This window comes from Erysipelothrix sp. HDW6C, from assembly GCF_011299615.1.
Taxonomy (GTDB): domain Bacteria; phylum Bacillota_I; class Bacilli_A; order Erysipelotrichales; family Erysipelotrichaceae; genus Erysipelothrix.
In genome coordinates this window covers 2,270,859-2,289,441 of sequence record NZ_CP049861.1, presented here as the reverse complement: position 1 = coordinate 2,289,441, position 18,583 = coordinate 2,270,859, and the positions used below count along the sequence as shown (strand labels likewise).

The following is an 18,583-nucleotide window of genomic DNA, read 5'->3' as shown; positions in this document are numbered from 1 at the left end:
AGGTATGGGATATTCAATTATTTTTTGTGTCTTAGCTGCATGTGCAATGTATGGGGCAGGTCGTTATCTTTATTTGATTATGAACAATCGCCCTTTAATTGGTGATCGTGTTCTAAGACCATTTGAAAAGTTTATGATGAAAATGATGGGCAGTCGTGGTGCCAATATGGGGTGGAAGCAATATTTCTTTGCCCTATTTGGTATGAACATGATGCTTGGATTGATAGGCTTCATCTTGATTATGATTTTATCGCATAACTTGATGAATCCAGGTCAGGCCCTCAACACAATTGTAAGTTTTATTACCAATACAAACTTACAACATTATGCAGGAGAAACTGGACTTACATTGATGACACAAATGCTTGTTATCATTACAATGATGTTTGTTTCCAGTGCTTCGGGAATTGCAGTTGGTTTTGCATTTATTCGTGCTCTAACAGGTTCGGAAATGGGAAATTTCTATGCTGATCTAATTCGAATCCTTACGCGATTTTTATTACCATTATCAATTTTTATTGGATTGCTCTTGGTATGGCAAGGTGTTCCCCAAACCATCGCTTCACAAATACATGTGACAACCATTACCGGTCAAACACAGACACTTAATGTCGGACCTGTCGCAGCACTTGAAGCAATTAAACACCTTGGAACCAATGGTGGTGGATACTTTGGCGCAAGCTCAGCCATGCCATTTGAGAATCCAACAATCATTACGAATATTATCAATATGATTGCAATGACACTTGTCCCAGGCGGGTTGCTTGTTGCCTTTGGAATGAAGGCTTATGATCGAAAGAAAGATCGCAAGCACACAAGCGAGAGTACACCATTGTTGGTTGTTTCAGCATTGTTCTTCTTTATCTGCTTAGCAATCATTATACTTTCCGAAACAAAAGGAAATCCAATCTTCAGTCAACTCGGCTTGGAGAATATTGGTAATCTTGAGGGAAAAGAACTTCGTTTTGGTGTGATTCAATCATCATTATTCTCAACCGTATCATCTGCATTTACGACCGGGTCGGTGAATGCAATGCACGATTCCCTGACACCCATGGGTGGCTTTGTACCGCTCTTTCTCATGATGCTTAATGTCGTGTTTGGAGGATCGGGTGTTGGATTTATGAACTTAATCATGTATGTCCTCTTAACTGTATTCATTTGTGGATTAATGATTGGTCGTACGCCTGAATATCTTGGTAAGAAAATTGAAAGCAATGAAATGAAGCGTGTTGCAATGGTCATTATCATCCATCCATTGCTCATTCTTGGTTTCAGTGCCATTGCATTGATGGTTGTGGGTAATCTATCCGGAACACACCATAGCTTTACGCAAGTCTTGTATGAGTTTACGTCATCCGCCGCAAACAATGGGTCTGGATTTGAAGGGCTTGTTGATAATACAACCTTTTGGAACTTAAGCACTGGAGTCGTCATGATGATTGCACGTTATGCAACGATGTATCTTCAACTTAATGTTGCAGGGCTCTTATTGCGCAAGCAAAGCATGGCCCAATCGTCTGGTACATTACGCACGAATACGGGCATATTTACGATTGCTCTCGTTGTTATTATTGTATTGATTTCTGCACTTACATTTTTCCCAGCTTTGATTTTGGGACCGATTTCCGAAGCATTAATGCTTGGATTATAGGAGGGATATCGTGAATAAAGATATTATTAAAACAGCACTGATTGGAAGTGTCAAAAAACTTGATGTCCGCACCATGATAAAAAATCCCGTGATGTTCGTTGTCGAGATTGGCTTTTTCATGAGTGTACTCCTTACGATATTTCCACATATGTTTGGCGATACGGGAGATAACTTACGTTTGATCAATGGAATTGTTGCATTCATTCTCTTGATCACACTCTTGTTTGCAAACTTCGCGGAATCCATTGCTGAAGGTCGTGGAAAAGCACAAGCCAGTTCATTGAAACAAACACAAAAAGATATGATGGCAAATCGCGTGCTCGCAAATGGAGACATTGAGACTGTTTCCGCAACACTGCTCACACGTGGTGATGTCGTTATTGTAAAGGCAGGAGAAACCATTCCGAATGATGGTGAGGTCATTGAAGGGGTTGCATCTGTGGATGAATCCGCAATTACTGGAGAGTCCGCACCTGTTGTTAAAGAACCAGGTGGCGATTTCTGTTCTGTCACGGGCGGGACAACTGTTGCAAGTGATTATCTAAAAATTGAAATATCATCACAACCTGGTGAATCATTTCTCGATAAGATGATTAGCATGGTTGAGGGTGCATCGCGTAAGAAAACACCCAATGAGATCGCATTGAGTACCTTGCTTGTATCACTGACTATTATTTTCTTAATTGTTATTGTTGCATTGCAACCGATGGCGCGCTACCTTGGCATTACGATTCCCACTTCAACTTTGATTGCGTTGACAGTCTGCTTGATCCCAACAACAATTGGGGGATTGCTCTCTGCAATCGGAATTGCAGGGATGGACCGTGTCACCCGCTTTAACGTGATTGCAATGTCAGGTAAGGCAGTTGAATCTTGTGGTGATGTGGATGTTATGATTCTTGATAAGACAGGGACAATTACTTATGGAAACCGTCTTGCTGCTGAGTTTATTCCAGTTCAAGGCATTGCATTGGAGGAGTTAGTGTTCAACGCTGCTCTTTCGTCAATGGATGACAACACCCCTGAAGGAAAATCAATTGTAGCTTTAGCAGATCGTATGAACATTCGTGTTGAAACCGATTTATTGGAATCGGCTGTCTTTAATGAATTCACGGCCCAAACTCGAATGAGTGGTTATGAACGTGAAGCCGTTAAAGTCCAAAAAGGTGCAGCGGATGCCATCAAGACATATACCTTAAATCTTGGAAGTAAAATACCTCAAGATTTAGATGAAAAAGTCGCATCGATTTCCAAATTGGGTGGAACACCACTTGTGGTTGTTCGCAATCAAACAATTCTGGGCGTTATTTATCTTAAAGATACCATTAAAGAAGGTCTTGTCGAACGCTTTGCTCGCTTGCGTGCAATGGGGATTAAAACCATTATGTGTACAGGAGATAATCCACTTACTGCCGCAACCATTGCGCAAGAAGCTGGTGTTGATGGATTCTTAGCGGAGTGTAAGCCAGAAGATAAGATTGATGAAATTAAGAAAGAGCAAGCAAACGGAAAAATTGTTGCGATGACAGGGGATGGAACCAACGACGCACCTGCACTTGCTCAAGCAGATGTTGGGATTGCCATGAACAGTGGAACCATTGCTGCAAAGGAAGCGGCCAACATGGTTGACCTCGACTCTGATCCAACAAAAATATTGGATATTGTTGAAATTGGTAAGCAATTATTAATGACTCGTGGTGCCCTTACAACATTTAGTATTGCCAATGATATTGCCAAATACTTCGCAGTCCTACCGGCACTCTTTGTTGCAGCTGTTCCAGCTTTAAGTGTTTTGAATATTATGAACTTGAGTTCGGCAAATTCAGCAATCTTAAGTGCACTCATTTTTAATGCATTGATTATTCCAGCATTGATTCCTCTTGCAATGAAGGGTGTTAAATATCGCCCGGACGCATCGGATAAGTTGCTGGCACGAAATATGCTCGTGTACGGATTGGGTGGCATTATTACCCCATTTATCGCAATTAAACTGATTGATATGATAATTACGCCTGTGCTTCTTGCCTTGGGTATCTAGGAGGTCTTATGAAAAATTTACGAAAAAATATCGTTGCATCACTAGCAACCATTCTTATTTGTGGACTTGCATTTCCATTGCTCCTCACTGGTATTGCTCAGGTAGTGTTTCCCAGTCAAGCAAATGGAAGCATGGTTACAGTAGCCGGTCAATACGTTGGTTCTTCACTTTTGGGACAAGCATTCGAAGGTCCGGAGTACTTTCATGGTCGTCCTTCTGCGATTAACTACAACATGAATGGGACCAATCAAGCATCAGGATCCAACAACATGGGTCCCAGTGATCCTGCATTGAAGGCACGTGTCGAAGCAACCATTCAAGTTCTTTTAAATGAGAACCCTGGCATCACGCGTGCGGATATTCCGCTTGATATGGTTACAGAGTCCGCTTCAGGGTTGGATCCACATATCAGTTATCAAGGTGCACTCATGCAATTGGATCGTGTTGCGCTTGAAAATGGCTTGGAACCCACTACAGTGACACGCCTCATTGATGAAAATAAAGATCGCGATAATAATGTAAATGTATTAAACTTAAACATCGCATTGCAAAAAGAACGTTCCTAATGGAACGTTCTTTTGTTATGATTAATACAGAAGTGAGGTGTGTGACTATGAACCGACAAACGCTTTTCATTGGTAATGGATTAAACCGTGTATATGAAGGTCCATCATGGAATGATGTACTTGTTAAAATTGATGCGCAGGCAGCAAATGATTCAATAGATCCCAACCTGCCACCAACACTACTTTTTGAGTATATTACCAATGCATTGTATCAAAGTGGAAGTGCAAGTGTTTCCTATGATGCAATCAACGAGACCCTTGCTGAGATTTTCCAGAAGATTCCAAAAATTGGTAGCGAAGATTTACGACGCAAATTTACACATTTATCCATTTCAAATATCATCACACCAAACTATGACTATATTCTTGAAGCAACGTTGGATGATGCATTTACTGTCGACACATCGGCCATTAATCGCTATCCAAACAGCCGTGATGAAACACGTTACAGTGCCGAACGTTACATTGAAGTGAATAAGAAACGCATTTTTCATATCCATGGTGAAGCACTGAGACCCAAGTCTATTTGTCTTGGATATGACCATTATGTCGGTAACTTGAGTAAGATGACCCAAGCGCTAGAGCGTATTGAAGATATAACAGATGTGTCTAAAATATTCAAAAAATTTCGTTTTGAACGATGGTTTGAACTGTTCTTTACGACTGATGTACATCTTGTGGGCTACGGTCTTGATTATTCGGAACTCGATGTTTGGTGGATCTTAAGTCTTCGCACCCGTTTAATGAATATGAAACCACAATTGGTTACCAATACCATTACGTATTATGAAGTCAATGGCAGTGATGCAAAGGAAACGACCTTGCAAAGTTTTAATGTTGAGACCGTAATGGTAAAAGCACAATCGTATGCAGAAGGGTACCCATCAATCTACAAAATGATTCGCACATCCATAAATAAATAGAAAAACACGATACATGCTTTTGCGAATGTATCGTGTTTTTGTTAGATTTTGATGATGCGATCAACCCATCCATCATAAAATTCCTTTTCATGTGAGACGAGAATAACCGACCCGTTGAACAATTGCAACGCGGTTTGTAGGACTTCTTTTGTTTCAACGTCAAGATGGTTGGTTGGCTCATCCATAATCAAAAGGTTCGAGTTAGTCAGAATCAAGTGTGCGAGTTTAACCTTTGCTTGCTCACCACCACTCAACGTATTAATTGAACGCGCAACGTGTTCGGATTTAACGCCACATGTTGCAAGAAGCTGACGCAAAGACTTTTCGGTGTGGTCTTGGAAATAGTAATGAAGGTGTTGTAAGGGTGTATCCTTATTTTTGGCCCATTGTGTATCTTGCTCAAAGTAGCCAAACTTCACACTATCTGTAAATTCATAATTACCTGATAGTTTTTCAATCTCATTAATCAGTGTTTTGATGAGCGTGGACTTTCCAATACCATTGAATCCTGTAATGACGATCTTCTCGCCACCCATTAACTCAAAGTTGAGTGGCGAAAGGAGTGGTTTATCATAACCAATCTCAAGGTCAGTCACCCGCAAGAGTCGGTGTGAATTCATGTTTGTTTCTTTGAAACGGAATCGCGCAACTTCATTAATCTGTGGATCGCCGATGCGCTCAAGGCGGTCGAGTTGTTTTTGACGCCCACGTGCCATCTTAGCATTACCACCAGCTTTATTCTTACGAATGTAGGCTTCAGTTTTCTCAATGTGTGCTTGCTGTTTCGTATAATTGCTGACATATTCTTTACGAAGGTGTGCTTTCTGTTTGATGAAGCTGGCGTAATTACCATGGAATTTCTTCATCGATCCAAATTCAATGTCTAAAATGGTTGTAGTAATTGTGGAAAGAAAATCGGTATCGTGTGAGATGACCAGGAATGTTCCAGGAAATCCTTTGAGATAATCCCCCAACCACAAAACATGCTCAAAATCTAAGAAGTTTGTAGGTTCATCAAGGAGGAGTACATCAGGCTCACTTAAAAGAAGTTTTCCTAAAATAACTTTTGCGCGTTGCCCACCACTGAGTGTGCTCAACTGACGATCGACACCAATTGCTGCGATACCCAGTCCTTGAACTACTTTATTGATTTCAGTATCAATATCATAAAAATTGCTGTCGAGGAGTTTTTCTTGAATGTTTGCTGCTTGTGTTAAAAGATTGTGATCGGTTGCGGCATCAACATACAATTGGTTCATGCGTGCTTCCAATTCGTATAAATCCTGATAAACGCGTTTAAGGTATTGTTCAATGGTTTGATCCAAGTCAACTTTTGCATATTGATCAAGGTGACCAATGTCCAAATTATTCTGCCATTTAATAATCCCTTCGTCATGAGGAATTGCATTGGTTAGGAAATTCATGAATGTCGATTTTCCAGCACCATTTTGCCCAACAATCCCAACATGTTCTCCTTTATGAATTTCTAAGTTAACGTCACTGTAGAGTGTGCGTTCTTGGAATGTGTGTTTTAAATCTCGTATTTCTAAATATGCCATAAGTATATCCTGCTTTCTAAAATAACAAACGTGTTTTTTGCATACAAAAGGTCGCAACGTTTAAACGTATACGACCCTAACTAAAAGTTTGAGTGCATCAAAAACACGGCACATGAGTGCTTATTGTTCGTGTCTTTGATGAAGTATGAGAAACAATCGTGTTTCGCTAACCTCTTATACAACGCTTCATCGATATCAGTTGTACAGAGCGACGTCTTGCGACGCGTTTGTCTATTTTGAAAAACATAATATCACCTTATTCTAACGTTATTTTACCATTGCCATAATGTTGGGTCAAGGTGTGTGCAAAATGCTGCCTAGAGATAGCGTCGTACTTTCGATGCATACACGGTGTATGCATCTTCAAATGTTGCCTGACACCAACGCTCCTCCGCAAGAATGATCCAATGCGTGGCAATTTGGAATAGGACTAAAATGCCAAGATATACCCAAGACTGCGTTAAAATTGCGCAGGATAGGAAGAAAATAAAATATGCCCCGTACATGGGATTGCGGGAATATTGGTAAATTCCGTTTGTGTTGATGCCACCATCCCCAGGCTTGGCGAAATGGACAATCGCAAAATACAAGATGATGAGACTCAATGCATACAAAATCCAACCAAGTACGGACACCACGCCATGCACCTCAATGGTGAGAAGAAAGGGTACAACAATGAGTGCGAGTGTCGTCAGTTGGTAGATGAAATAAGCAATCCGTTCATTGCCGTGTAGTGGTGCGAAATGTGCAGCCCGCTGACTCACATTCTTACCACTTTGATTTAAGAGGAAAAAGCGAATAAAAAAGAAAGGTATTAAGAGTATACTAGCGTTCATTGGATATCTCCTTTGTGTTAGTATATCATACCTTACTTGTGCAATATATTAGATTTTGATGAGGTCTTGATTGTGTAAGACTTCCAAGTTTTTCATTCGTTTTGGATGCTTTTGCAGCATGCTGTTTGTCACTTGATTGGTGAATGTATCAACGCGGTTGTTCTTGTCGCGTAAATCGTAATAGGTTGTTACGACATTGTTGTAGTCATGCAACGCTGTATTGAGGTTGTCAAACTGCTTGTAGCTGTTTTCAAAGTGGATAAAGGACTGCGGCAAGCGGGGTTTTAGTTGTGGTTGCTCATTGGGGTAACCAATGGCCAGCCCTAGTAAGGGAAAGGTGTGCTTTGGGAGTTGAAGAAGCTCGATCATTTGTTGTGCATCGTTTTGGATGCTTCCCAGAATAACGGTTCCTAAATCGAGACTTTCAGCTGCAACAACCATGTTTTGCACAACCAGACCGGTATCCATTGCGGCGGCAAGAAAGCGATCAGCACTCATGACAACAGCGGTATCAACTCCATTTTCCTTAGCAATTTGATGATTGCGATACAAATCGAGTGCGACTATAAAAAGATGCGGCGCGGTCCCCACATAGGGTTGTCCACTGATGGCACCAATTGCCTCTTGGAGTTTCTTGTCGGTAATACTGATGATGGAATAGGCTTGTCGGAAACTGCTTGTGGCGGTTTGCTGAGCAACATCTACAAGTGTTGTGATAATGTCTTGAGAGATGGGTGTATCTTTAAATGAGCGAATAGTACGGTGGTTCAATTGCGTTGTAATGGTTGGATTCATAACGACCTCTTTCATTTTTTTTGTATTATATCATGGTGGGCATATTGTTTGGTAGGTAACGACCGCAGGGTTAAGATATAAGGGAGAGGTGACGAATATGAAAGTACAAATTTGGTCAGACTTCCGTTGTCCATTCTGCTATATTGGTAAAAGACATTTGGAAGCAGCAATTAAAGATTTAGGAAAAGATGTTGAAATTGAGATGATGAGTTTTGAATTGGACCCCAACTATGAAGGCGCCAATGGTGAAACAGTTGCCGAGCATATCGCCGCAAAATATGGTATCAGTGTTGCGGAAGCACAAGCAAACAACAAACGTGTTGTCGATATGGCATCATCCGTAGGATTAAACTACAACTTTGATACAATGATTGATAACAATACATTTAAAGCACACAAGGTTTTACAACTTGCTAAATTAAAAGGTGTGGGTAACGCATTCACAGAAATTGGGATGTCGGCTTTGTTTGAACATGCCAAGGACTTAGGGGATGATGAAACTTTGGTTGCATTGGGTTTCGAAGCGGGTCTTTTAGAAGCAGATATTCGTGCAGCATTGGCATCGGATGAGTACGCATTGAAAGTACGTCAAGATGAACAATGGGCACAAATGATTGGCGCTAAAGGTGTTCCTCATTTTGTCTTTGATGACAAAGTATCCCTATCAGGAGCACAACCCATCGAAACTTTCAAACAAGCAATGAACTATGTCGCAACACTTGAACCGGCAGTAACACAAGATGATGATCTCATGTGTACGGATGACTCGTGTGCAATCTAGATTTTAAGACCACTCAGGTGGTCTTTTCTTTTGTTTCGTAGTGTAAATATGAAATTGGTCTTGAAAAAGTGGTAAAATGAAGATACAAAGTTTGGAGGAAATACAATGAAATTTAATAAAAGAAAGGCATGGCAGATAGCAGCCATAGTTGTTGTCTTCGTCATTATTGATGTTTGGAAGGGAAATACCTACAACTTCATGAATGTTGCCTCGATGCTTTATCTCAGTTTCTTTATCCTCGTTATTGCTGGAATTTTATTTATCGATCGCGATAACTATAAGAAGTTCTTTGGAACATTTGGGATTATTGCTGCAACATTTGCTGTACTGTTTGTTGTTGGAGGTTTGATGTCCTCAAAACTCATCAACGCAAAACGTTATGCCAATGTCATTGGTCCGGTGAAGCAAGTGAACTTTGCCGACTTATACAGTAGTGAACACACGGTCGAGATGTCCTACGTGGATAAAGATTCGGCCATTCTCGCCGCGGAGAAGAAAATAGGGGAGCTTGATGATCTCTCATCACGATTTGAAATTGATGTTGATGAGTTCTCACAAATCAACTATCAAGGAAAAATGGTGCGCGTTGCTCCATTTCAATATACCGATACATTGAAGAAATACATGAACTTCAGCGATGGGGTTCCCTACTATGTTATGGTCACAACGGGTGATGGAAATCTTAATGCTCAAGCAAAAATTGTGACGATGGATGAGCCGATGAAATATTACCCAGACGCACCACTTCAATACGATTTACACCGCCATGTCGCACTGCACCATAAGTTCAGTTACTTGGATGATTGGTATTTCGAAATTGATGATGCAGGACATCCGTATTGGCTTGTTCAAGGTATCACCAAACGAGTGGGTCTTTGGGGTGCTAAAGACATGAATAATCTCATCATTGTTGATGCGGTTACAGGAGAAACCAAGAAATATGAACTTGATGAAATTCCCGAGTGGGTTGATTCTGTATATCCTACGTCAATGTTGATGGCACAAGCCAAAGACTATTACACATTAAAAGGGGGTTACATTAACTCCATTATGCAACAAAAAGGTGTTATGTCGGTTGATAGTGAAGAAGGATCCTATAACTATGTTTCAATCGATGATGAAATCTACATTTTTGCGGGAGTTCGTCCAATTAAGTTGGATTCAAGTTCCACAACAGGATTACTCTTTATGAACCGCCGCACTGGCGAGGCAATGGAGTTGGCATTACCTGGGGTTTCCTTAACTTCAGCACAAATGACTGCTGTTGGATCAATTCAAGAAAAAGGTTATACTCCGACAACACCGACACTTCAAAATGTCGGAGGATTCCCAACCTATGTTATGTCTCTTAAAGATGCTTCTGGAGTTGTGCGTGGACTATCGTATGTGAATTATCAAGACTATACGAAATCTGCAGTCGGAGATACATCTGCGTTAGCAGAGAAAGCCTATCTCAATGTCATGGGATCACAAGAAGGTCTTGTGCCTGAAGATGTCGAAACCATCGAAGCCAAGGTGCTCGATGTTCGTCAAGTACTCATAGATGGCAATACCTTCTACTTGTTTACGGTTGAGGGACATGAAGGTATCTTCCAAGCACCGCTTATTCTCGATGATCGACTTGCATTTATGGCAACAGGAAATACGATTAAATTTACCACTACAGCTACAAAGGTTACCGCTGTAGAGTCAATTAAATAATAGAAAATCCCCATGTTAGCTGTGATTTTGAGCCAATCTGGGGATTTTAATTATAATGCACGCACTGCGTGCGTTACTTAAGTGAGCAGTTCAGTATAATCAAGGTATAGAGGAGGTCATAATGTATGATTGAAAAACAAATAAGAAACTTGCGCGAGCAGCAACATATGACACAACAAGATTTAGCTGATAAATTGCGCCTATCGCGACAATCAATTTCGAAATGGGAGCAAGGAGTAACATATCCTGATATTGACAATATAATCCAATTATCACAACTTTTTAATGTTTCGACAGATGAACTGCTAACAGGATATAAGTTTATCGAAAGACCTTTTGTTATAGGCATAAAACCCGATCGCAGTCTGCTTATACGGAAAATAATGGGAAATATCTATGCAGTTTTGAGCTTTTTGGTCACATTCTTCTTAATTCCGGGACTATGGTTTGAGACGAATTTACCTGGACTTGGTTATGTAATAGCTGTTTCATTGGCGCTTGCAATAACTCTAGCAACTATGGTCTTTGCGCAATATTCTGATAAGACGCTACCGTACTGGGTGATCGAAGATGATGCCATTCAATACATTGAAACATACACATTCAAAGAAAAAATCCAGCGCATCCGCTATATCTTAGTTCATGGACAAGACAACGCACTGCTCAAATCAGTTGCATACGCAGATATTGCGAGTGCGGAAGTAACTTATATCCAGAAGCCGGTTCGTGATGAAGATATTATTCCGGGACCCCTTCACTATTACTATCCAACTGTGCTTAGTTATTACATTTTGCTATCGGATATGTTTATCGCAATTACAACGAAGAATGGTGAAAAAATCCGCCTAGATTTATCAATTGAATACTACAAAAATTATGGTGAAGCGTTTGCTTATTTTGTGGAAATTACAAAATACTTCAGACAGAACAATGTAGTGCTTACAGATTCTGACAATGTCATAAAGCGCGCACTATCCAATGAAAATATGACATAAGTGAGCATTTGTTTACGTTAGTTTAAATAGCAAATGTCATCATTTATGAATCATAAATTCTAAATAAAAGCTCAACAACCATAATAGGTTCTGTTGAAATTCGATAAAGGAAAATGAGGATCATTGTGGGGATGGTCCTCATTTAGCGTTTGTGTACATAGGAGTGTGGTGAATAACAAAGACGATTTTAAGTTAATTCAAACTCTAGATCGATGGGCGTTTCTTCTGCGGCTAAATTTGTGAGCCATTTTTCTTTACGTACAAAGCGGAAGGCAACCATCATTTTGAAAATATCGGTGGATTGTCCAACCAGATACAAACCAATGATACCCCAAGGCGTAAAGTAGGTTGCAAGTCCTACTGCAACTAAGTTAACACACCACATATAACCAGAATCCAGCATAAGGGTTGAACGCATATCACCACCCGCCCTTAGAATGAAGTAACAGGTTGTATTCATAACATAAATACTAAACAAAGGGGATTGAATTCTTAAGAATGTCTGAGCGGTCCACATTGCCTCGTTAGAGACCGAATAGATTGCAGGGATAAAGAAGGTTGTAACAAACAGTAATACCCGAAGATGGCGCTCAAAATGACGCCAAACCCAATTAGGTGATACCCATTGTCGCGTGCTTCATCAAAGTTTCCTGCACCGAGGGGTTGTGATACTAAAATGGTGATCGCAATCGACATTCCAGCATTCATTGTAAAGAACATGTCCGATACTGTTGAAGCAATTGAATATCCCGAGATAACCTCTGGACCACGGGATGCGTAAAATCGTAATAAGAGGGCCATCCCTGTTGCCCACAGAATTTCATTGCTGACCAAAGGCAATGCCTTTGAGGAAATACGCTTGATGATGTCTGTTGACATCGTGAACATATCTGCGATTTTTGTCTTAAAGGGATAATCACCGCGGATGAAGAAGTAGCTGATAAACACTAATTCAGCAGTACGGGCAATTAAGGTTCCGATAGCTGCACCGGTAACGCCCATCGCAGGAAATCCGAAATTTCCATAGATGAGTCCGTAGTTAAAAAATGCATTCACAATAACTGACACAATTCCAGCAGCGAGGGGTGTTTTTGAATCACCGGTCGCACGCATAGACCCAGCAATTGATAAGGTAACGATGTTTGGAATAAATGCTAATGAACCAATATAAATGAAATTAAGTCCCTCACGAATGACATTCGGATCATTAACAAAGAATCCAATAATCTGTGTTGGAAACATTACGCCAATTACAAGAAATAATGACATGATGATGGTTGCGGCCCATATCGTGTATCGAAATGTTTGCTTCATGCCCTCATGGTCATCGGCACCATAGAACTGCGCCATAAATACTGCAGCAGCACCGATAACACCACTGGTACCAAAAGTTGCAATGAGGAAGAAACGATTGACAGTTGCAACACCGGCAAGTGCATGGTCTCCCAATTGACCAATCATAAGGTTAACCATTAAGTTGACTGAGTTACTAATCAACTGTTGAAAAATCAAAGGGATTGCTATAATTACCACGTGTTTGTAAAATGATTTACTGCCAAAAAAACGCCGAATGCTCATCGGTCTATCCTCCTCAAGAAAATGCTAAGACTATGATATAGAAAAGCACCCTAATACGCAATCAATATGGTCATAATTAATGAAAATAAATTAGGCGTCAGTATAATGGTAGAGGTAGGAGGACAGTTTCAATGATGAACGTCAAAATGTTGGTTGGCACGATCAGTCAGAAATCTGCAAGCTTAGCGCTTGGACTTCATTTTCAAAAGCGGTATTCAGATACGATGAATATTGAAATTTTGAATATCGATCTACCCCACTACAACGGTGACATTGATAATGATTCCGACCGACCTGCTGCAATTGTTGAGTTTTATGATAAACTGGCACAAGCAGATGCGGTGATCATTATTACACCCGAATACAACAACTCGATTCCTGGCGTGCTAAAGAATGCCATTGATTGGGGAAGTCGTACAAAACACTTCACCAATAAGGCAACACTTCTCGCTGCGACATCCATGGGGATGACAGGCGGCGCGCGTGGATACATGCACCTCCTTGATATCATGCATCGCTTGCCGATGATGGTATTACCAGGCAATGATATTTTGGTCGCAAATACGCGTTCGAAATTCAGTGAAACAGGCGAGTTAACAGACCTTCCAACCGTGGAATTTATCGATGGTGTTGTGGATGCGTTTGTGAATTATTACAATATGGTGAAAGCATAGTGAACGGTCAGTGAAAGCTGACCTTTTTTAATGCATAACAGTACAAACAGCAAATAAGGTGTGTTATCATTAAAACATACAGAAAAGGTAGGTTATTAATATGATAAAAGTAGCAATGATGGTAGGGAGTTTACGTAAAGAGTCACTCACACTGAAATTGGGGGAATTCCTCAAGAATCGTTACAGTGATAAATTAGATGTTGAAATCGTCAATATTGATGTGCCATTGTATAATGGTGATATTGATAATGATGCCGATCGTCCAGCGTCCGTTACAACACTTTTCAATCAAGTTAAAGATGCTGATGCAGTATTTATGGTTACACCGGAATACAACAACTCAACATCGGGCGTATTGAAGAATGCGATTGACTGGGTGAGCCGTTCACCATACCTCAACAATAAACCAGGACTGATTGCAGCACAATCGATGGGAATGACAGGTGGAGCCCGTGGGTATCTTGCATTGCATGAAATCCTAAATAGAATTCCGATGATGTTATTGCCGGGAAATGATATTTTACTTCCAGCAAGTCATACAAAATTTGCAGAAGATGGAAGTATTAACGATGAAGGTACCGTAAAATTTATTGATGGTGTCATTGAAAACTTCATTACGTACTACAACAAGGTAAAATAAAATCCCAAATAAAAAGCAATTGGAGTCTTATACGAGTCGTGTATAAATGATAACCCCAATTGCTTTTTTTATTGTCTTATTGCAGTGTAAGCAAGCATACCGTTTATCAATCGTGATTCTTGAATTTTCACGTTATGGCGGTGTTTAATGTTATCGAAAAGTGGTATCCCTTTTCCCAAGATTGTTGGAATCAGAGTGATCATGTAAGTGTCGATTAGATTCGCATTTACAAGTGGCGTTACAAGACTCGCGCCACCCACCAACCAGATATCTTTGCCGTCCTGTTTCTTTAATGTTTCAATAAACGCCACGATATCACCATTTACAAATTTAATAGAATCCGAATCAATCGCCGGTTGTGATGTAAAGACATAAGAGTGCACCGCTTCATAAGGGTAGTGTTCAGGTGAAAGAACCTCAGTTACTTGTTTAAACGTTGTACTCCCCATAATCACAGTGTCAACCGATTTATAGAATGTGTCGTAGGAGTCGTCTGCTTCAGTAATCGTTAAAGCATCCGTAAGCCAATCAATATTACCTTCAGAATCAGCAATCATACCATCGAGGCTTGTTGCAATATAGAGTATTAGTTTTCGTTTCATATTATCATGCTCCTTCGTTTCAATTATACGGTGAGTGTGCGATAATAAATCCAACAGATACGAGAAAGTGTCGGACAGAGGTAAACTATGACAAAGCAACGACTTCATTTAAAAGATGTCATCTGGGAATCACTTTTACGAATGATGGTTGAAGAAAAAATATTGTTTTCAAAGGTGTCCGTTGCCCGTCTTTGCGTGTGGTCACACATCCACCGCTCAACGTTCTATGAATATTTCTCCGACAAGATTGCTCTTTTAGAATATGGTGTGACACAATTCATGGTTCCTTATTACAAGTTACCCATTGCAACACGTTTTATGCGTCCATTTCAAGATGTGGATCGCTACTATCAAAAATCCATTGAACGACAAGTCATCGAAATCCAAAGTCACGACCCACAATTCTCGGAGGTCATGACAAACATGTCAAAGAAATACATGATTGATGAAATTCATGCTTATCTCAAAACGATTGATACTGTAAACATGGATAAAATGTATTTGGCTCATCACCATATTAATTCGATTTTCACATTATCAGATTGGAATCAAAGGCAACCCATCCCACTCACAAACAGTGAGCTTGACATGATGTTTATGAGGATGGTGGTTGATCCGATAATAAAAAAATAACACCCGAAGGTGTTATTTTGCAGCTGCAATCGCAGCATCATAATTGGGTTCATTGGCCATTTCAGGAACAATCTCAACATATTTGAGAACACCCTCAGCGTCAACAACAAAGATTGAACGTGCGAGCACATTGAATTCTGGCATATAAAGTCCATAAGCATGCGCAAACTCTAAATCAGCATCACTCAACATTTCAGCATCAATTCCTGCAGTAGCGCACCACTCACCGAATTGGTCCAAGGTGTTGTTTGATAGGTTAACTATAGTAACATCATCCAGTTCACTGGCAACCTTGAAAAAGTGGCGTGTTTGTAAGTCGCATGTTCGTGTATTAATATCTGGGAAAACAGAAATAATTGTTGTCTTTCCAAGCAAGTCCTCATTTGTCACCGTTTTGCCAGCAAGGCTTGGTAAACTGAATGCAGGGATTTTATCCCCAACTTTAGGTTGTGTACCCTCAATCTGTGTTGGCACACCTTTACGTGTAATTTCCATCATATCATGTCTCCTTTTACTTCATTATAAGGGGTAATGTCACGGACTACAAAGGAACTGCATGAGAAAATTTGATACAATAGTGAAAAGAGAAGGTAAGACGATTGTTATGACAACCAAACGAATTAAAACCAGTAAACAAGAGATAGCGACATTTTGGCAAGACCGCATTGAATCGGATGCAATCAGTATCACCTATAAACAGGCCACAACCCATTGCTGGCGATGTGGTGTTAAGAAGCGCCTTGACCGATGTCATATTCTTGCTGATGCATTGGGTGGCGAAGACACGCCAGGAAACTTTGTTTTACTTTGCAAACATTGTCACTTCGACAATCCCAACATCAGTAATATGGATGTTGTATGGGATTGGTTAAAAGCCTATCAGCTCCATGAGGGAGAAACATTCTGGTTTCAACAGGGTCTTCGTGAGTTTCATTATATCTACGGAAAAACTCTTGATGAGGAATTGCTGACATTAGGGTATAATAACAGAGATACATTTGAGATTGCATTTCAAAAACAATTGCAACACGTTACACACCACTTTGGACAACCACGAAACAATCGTGCAACCGTCGCCGGTGCTATGAAACTTGCCCTCAAGTCACTAACTACAAAGGATGAAAAACATGATTAAAAAGAATAAAGAATACGAACTCGAGATAATTGATTTAACGTACGAGGGATTTGGTGTCGCCAAGATAGATGGTTTTCCAGTTTTTATTGAAAATACCTTGCCTCAAGAAATCGTAAATGTTGTCATTACAAAGGTATTGCGTAAATTTGCATATGGGCGTGCATTGGAAATCATCACGCCATCACCTGACCGCGTTGAAATTACAGACAAAGTCGGTACACGTATTGGAACCATGCCACTGCAACATATGTCATACGATCTTCAATTGCGATTCAAACAGAAGATGGTACGCGAAACACTCGCCAAGGAAATTGATATGAGCGGCGTTGAAGTCCACGAAACACTCGGTATGGAAACACCTTGGGGTTATCGAAACAAGGCCCAGATTCCAGTCCGTATGATCGAAGGTCAACTCGAAACAGGTTTCTTCAAAAGAGGAACTCATTCACTTATTCCTATTGAGAATTACCACATTCAAGATCCGAAAATTGATGAAGCGATTCTCAAGGTTCGTGATATCTTACGCAGCTTTGATGTTCATGCATATGATGAGAATAAACATTCCGGTGTAATTCGTCACATCATTGTACGTCGTGGTCAATTCAGTGAAGACATGATGATCATCCTTGTAACCAATGGTAATAACCTAAAACCCAAAGAAGCAATCACAAATGCTATTCAAGAGGCAATCCCTCATCTTGTTAGTCTTGTCCAAAACATTAATGCCAAGAAGACGAATGTCATCATGGGCGAAGAAAATGTGGTTCTCTATGGTAATGACTTTTATACTGATGATTTGATGGGTAAGAAATTCTGCATCTCATCACAATCATTCTATCAAGTCAATTCAAAACAAACTGAAGTTTTATATCAAAAAGCAATTGACCTCGCAGAACTCAAGCCCACAGATACCGTCATTGATGCATATTGTGGTATCGGTACAATTTCATTGAATCTTGCACAACATGCTAAGCATGTCTATGGTGTTGAGATTGTTCCTGACGCAATTGTAATGGCAAAGTTCAACGCAATAGAAAACAATATTTCCAATGCAACATTTGAAGTAGGTAAAGCAGAAGAAGTCATGGTTAAATGGGTCGAAGAAGGACTCAACGTAGATGTTCTTGTTGTTGATCCACCACGTCGTGGATTGGATCCTCAGTTTATTGAGGCATCCCTTAAGACTACTCCAAAACGCATTGTTTATGTTAGTTGTAATCCAGCAACACTGACACGTGATCTTGCAGTTTATCTTGAGAATGGATATGAGTTGATGCATGTGCAACCTGTTGATATGTTTCCGCAGACAGTGCATGTTGAAGTAGTTATCTCGATGACACTGAAAAACGTAGACTAGGGTAAAGTAATTGAACTCGATTAAACACAAATGCCAACCACCTTTTGATCTATTTGAAATATAAAGAAGTTGGTTGGCAAACCCCAACACTACTGAGCAACGTTGCAAAATGGAGG

Annotated in this window: 19 protein-coding genes; 12 read left to right on the top strand and 7 right to left on the bottom strand. The window is 40.2% G+C overall.

All coding sequences use genetic code 11. The features are described from left to right. Positions 1 to 4 precede the first annotated feature (4 nt). From kdpA to G7062_RS11000, 4 genes are read left to right on the top strand one after another with little or no spacing between them, the layout of a single operon-like run. Complete coding sequence (gene kdpA / locus G7062_RS11015) at positions 5 to 1,654, top strand: potassium-transporting ATPase subunit KdpA (protein WP_166065962.1); 1,650 nt, start codon at positions 5 to 7, stop codon at positions 1,652 to 1,654. Positions 1,655 to 1,664: 10 nt separating this feature from the next. Further along, a complete protein-coding gene (gene kdpB / locus G7062_RS11010; RefSeq protein ID WP_240915959.1) occupies positions 1,665 to 3,692 on the top strand; it encodes a potassium-transporting ATPase subunit KdpB in 2,028 nt (675 codons plus the stop codon). Between the two features lie 8 nt (positions 3,693 to 3,700). Further along, on the top strand, positions 3,701 to 4,258 hold the full coding sequence (kdpC, locus tag G7062_RS11005; protein ID WP_166065960.1) for a potassium-transporting ATPase subunit KdpC: 558 nt from the start codon (positions 3,701 to 3,703) through the stop codon (positions 4,256 to 4,258). Between the two features lie 47 nt (positions 4,259 to 4,305). Then, positions 4,306 to 5,181 carry an SIR2 family protein gene (locus tag G7062_RS11000; RefSeq protein ID WP_166065959.1) on the top strand — a complete coding sequence of 292 codons (876 nt, stop codon included), beginning with the start codon at positions 4,306 to 4,308 and terminating at the stop codon, positions 5,179 to 5,181. Positions 5,182 to 5,222: 41 nt separating this feature from the next. On the opposite strand, the gene G7062_RS10995 is transcribed toward G7062_RS11000, so the two are convergent. From G7062_RS10995 to G7062_RS10985, 3 genes are all read right to left on the bottom strand, one after another. After that, a complete protein-coding gene (locus G7062_RS10995; RefSeq protein ID WP_166065958.1) occupies positions 5,223 to 6,740 on the bottom strand; it encodes an ABC-F family ATP-binding cassette domain-containing protein in 1,518 nt (505 codons plus the stop codon). A 317-nt stretch (positions 6,741 to 7,057) separates the two neighbouring features. Beyond that, positions 7,058 to 7,576, bottom strand: coding sequence for an isoprenylcysteine carboxylmethyltransferase family protein (locus tag G7062_RS10990; protein ID WP_166065957.1), 519 nt, complete (start codon positions 7,574 to 7,576; stop codon positions 7,058 to 7,060). A 48-nt stretch (positions 7,577 to 7,624) separates the two neighbouring features. Next, positions 7,625 to 8,371: an NADPH-dependent oxidoreductase gene (locus G7062_RS10985; protein ID WP_166065956.1), complete on the bottom strand. Its 747-nt coding sequence runs from the start codon at positions 8,369 to 8,371 to the stop codon at positions 7,625 to 7,627. Between the two features lie 97 nt (positions 8,372 to 8,468). Between G7062_RS10985 and G7062_RS10980 the strand changes: the two genes are divergently transcribed. The 3 genes from G7062_RS10980 (at position 8,469) to G7062_RS10970 (ending at position 11,848) form a co-directional block, all read left to right on the top strand. Continuing rightward, a complete protein-coding gene (locus G7062_RS10980) occupies positions 8,469 to 9,152 on the top strand; it encodes a DsbA family oxidoreductase (RefSeq protein WP_166065955.1) in 684 nt (227 codons plus the stop codon). A 105-nt stretch (positions 9,153 to 9,257) separates the two neighbouring features. Next, a complete protein-coding gene (locus tag G7062_RS10975; RefSeq protein ID WP_166065954.1) occupies positions 9,258 to 10,853 on the top strand; it encodes a hypothetical protein in 1,596 nt (531 codons plus the stop codon). Positions 10,854 to 10,978: 125 nt separating this feature from the next. Beyond that, positions 10,979 to 11,848: a helix-turn-helix domain-containing protein gene (locus G7062_RS10970; protein WP_166065953.1), complete on the top strand. Its 870-nt coding sequence runs from the start codon at positions 10,979 to 10,981 to the stop codon at positions 11,846 to 11,848. A 187-nt stretch (positions 11,849 to 12,035) separates the two neighbouring features. Here the strand turns inward: G7062_RS10970 and G7062_RS11520 are convergent, their stop codons facing one another. Beyond that, on the bottom strand, positions 12,036 to 12,266 hold the full coding sequence (locus G7062_RS11520; RefSeq protein WP_240915958.1) for a hypothetical protein: 231 nt from the start codon (positions 12,264 to 12,266) through the stop codon (positions 12,036 to 12,038). A gap of 74 nt (positions 12,267 to 12,340) precedes the next feature. After that, complete coding sequence (locus G7062_RS10965; protein ID WP_240915957.1) at positions 12,341 to 13,426, bottom strand: MATE family efflux transporter; 1,086 nt, start codon at positions 13,424 to 13,426, stop codon at positions 12,341 to 12,343. Positions 13,427 to 13,557: 131 nt separating this feature from the next. On the opposite strand from G7062_RS10965, the gene G7062_RS10960 reads away from it, so the two are divergent. Both G7062_RS10960 and G7062_RS10955 read left to right on the top strand, forming a co-directional pair. Then, positions 13,558 to 14,100 (top strand): NADPH-dependent FMN reductase, encoded by a 543-nt coding sequence (locus G7062_RS10960; RefSeq protein WP_166065952.1) that lies wholly within the window; start codon positions 13,558 to 13,560, stop codon positions 14,098 to 14,100. Between the two features lie 100 nt (positions 14,101 to 14,200). Beyond that, complete coding sequence (locus tag G7062_RS10955) at positions 14,201 to 14,740, top strand: NADPH-dependent FMN reductase (protein ID WP_166065951.1); 540 nt, start codon at positions 14,201 to 14,203, stop codon at positions 14,738 to 14,740. 68 nt (positions 14,741 to 14,808) lie between these two features. Here the strand turns inward: G7062_RS10955 and G7062_RS10950 are convergent, their stop codons facing one another. Beyond that, positions 14,809 to 15,342 (bottom strand): dihydrofolate reductase family protein, encoded by a 534-nt coding sequence (locus G7062_RS10950; protein WP_166065950.1) that lies wholly within the window; start codon positions 15,340 to 15,342, stop codon positions 14,809 to 14,811. 87 nt (positions 15,343 to 15,429) lie between these two features. Between G7062_RS10950 and G7062_RS10945 the strand changes: the two genes are divergently transcribed. Continuing rightward, entirely contained in the window at positions 15,430 to 15,975 is a 546-nt protein-coding gene (locus G7062_RS10945; protein WP_166065949.1) for a hypothetical protein, read from the top strand. Between the two features lie 12 nt (positions 15,976 to 15,987). On the opposite strand, the gene tpx is transcribed toward G7062_RS10945, so the two are convergent. Beyond that, positions 15,988 to 16,473, bottom strand: a complete 486-nt coding sequence (gene tpx / locus G7062_RS10940) for a thiol peroxidase (protein ID WP_240915956.1) — start codon at positions 16,471 to 16,473, stop codon at positions 15,988 to 15,990. Between the two features lie 58 nt (positions 16,474 to 16,531). Here tpx and G7062_RS10935 point away from each other — a divergent pair, with 58 nt between their 5' ends. Continuing rightward, positions 16,532 to 17,110 (top strand): HNH endonuclease, encoded by a 579-nt coding sequence (locus G7062_RS10935; protein WP_240915955.1) that lies wholly within the window; start codon positions 16,532 to 16,534, stop codon positions 17,108 to 17,110. Further along, on the top strand, positions 17,103 to 18,467 hold the full coding sequence (gene rlmD, locus G7062_RS10930; protein ID WP_240915954.1) for a 23S rRNA (uracil(1939)-C(5))-methyltransferase RlmD: 1,365 nt from the start codon (positions 17,103 to 17,105) through the stop codon (positions 18,465 to 18,467). Before G7062_RS10935 ends, rlmD begins: the two co-directional genes overlap by 8 nt. The last annotated feature ends 116 nt before the right edge of the window (positions 18,468 to 18,583 follow it).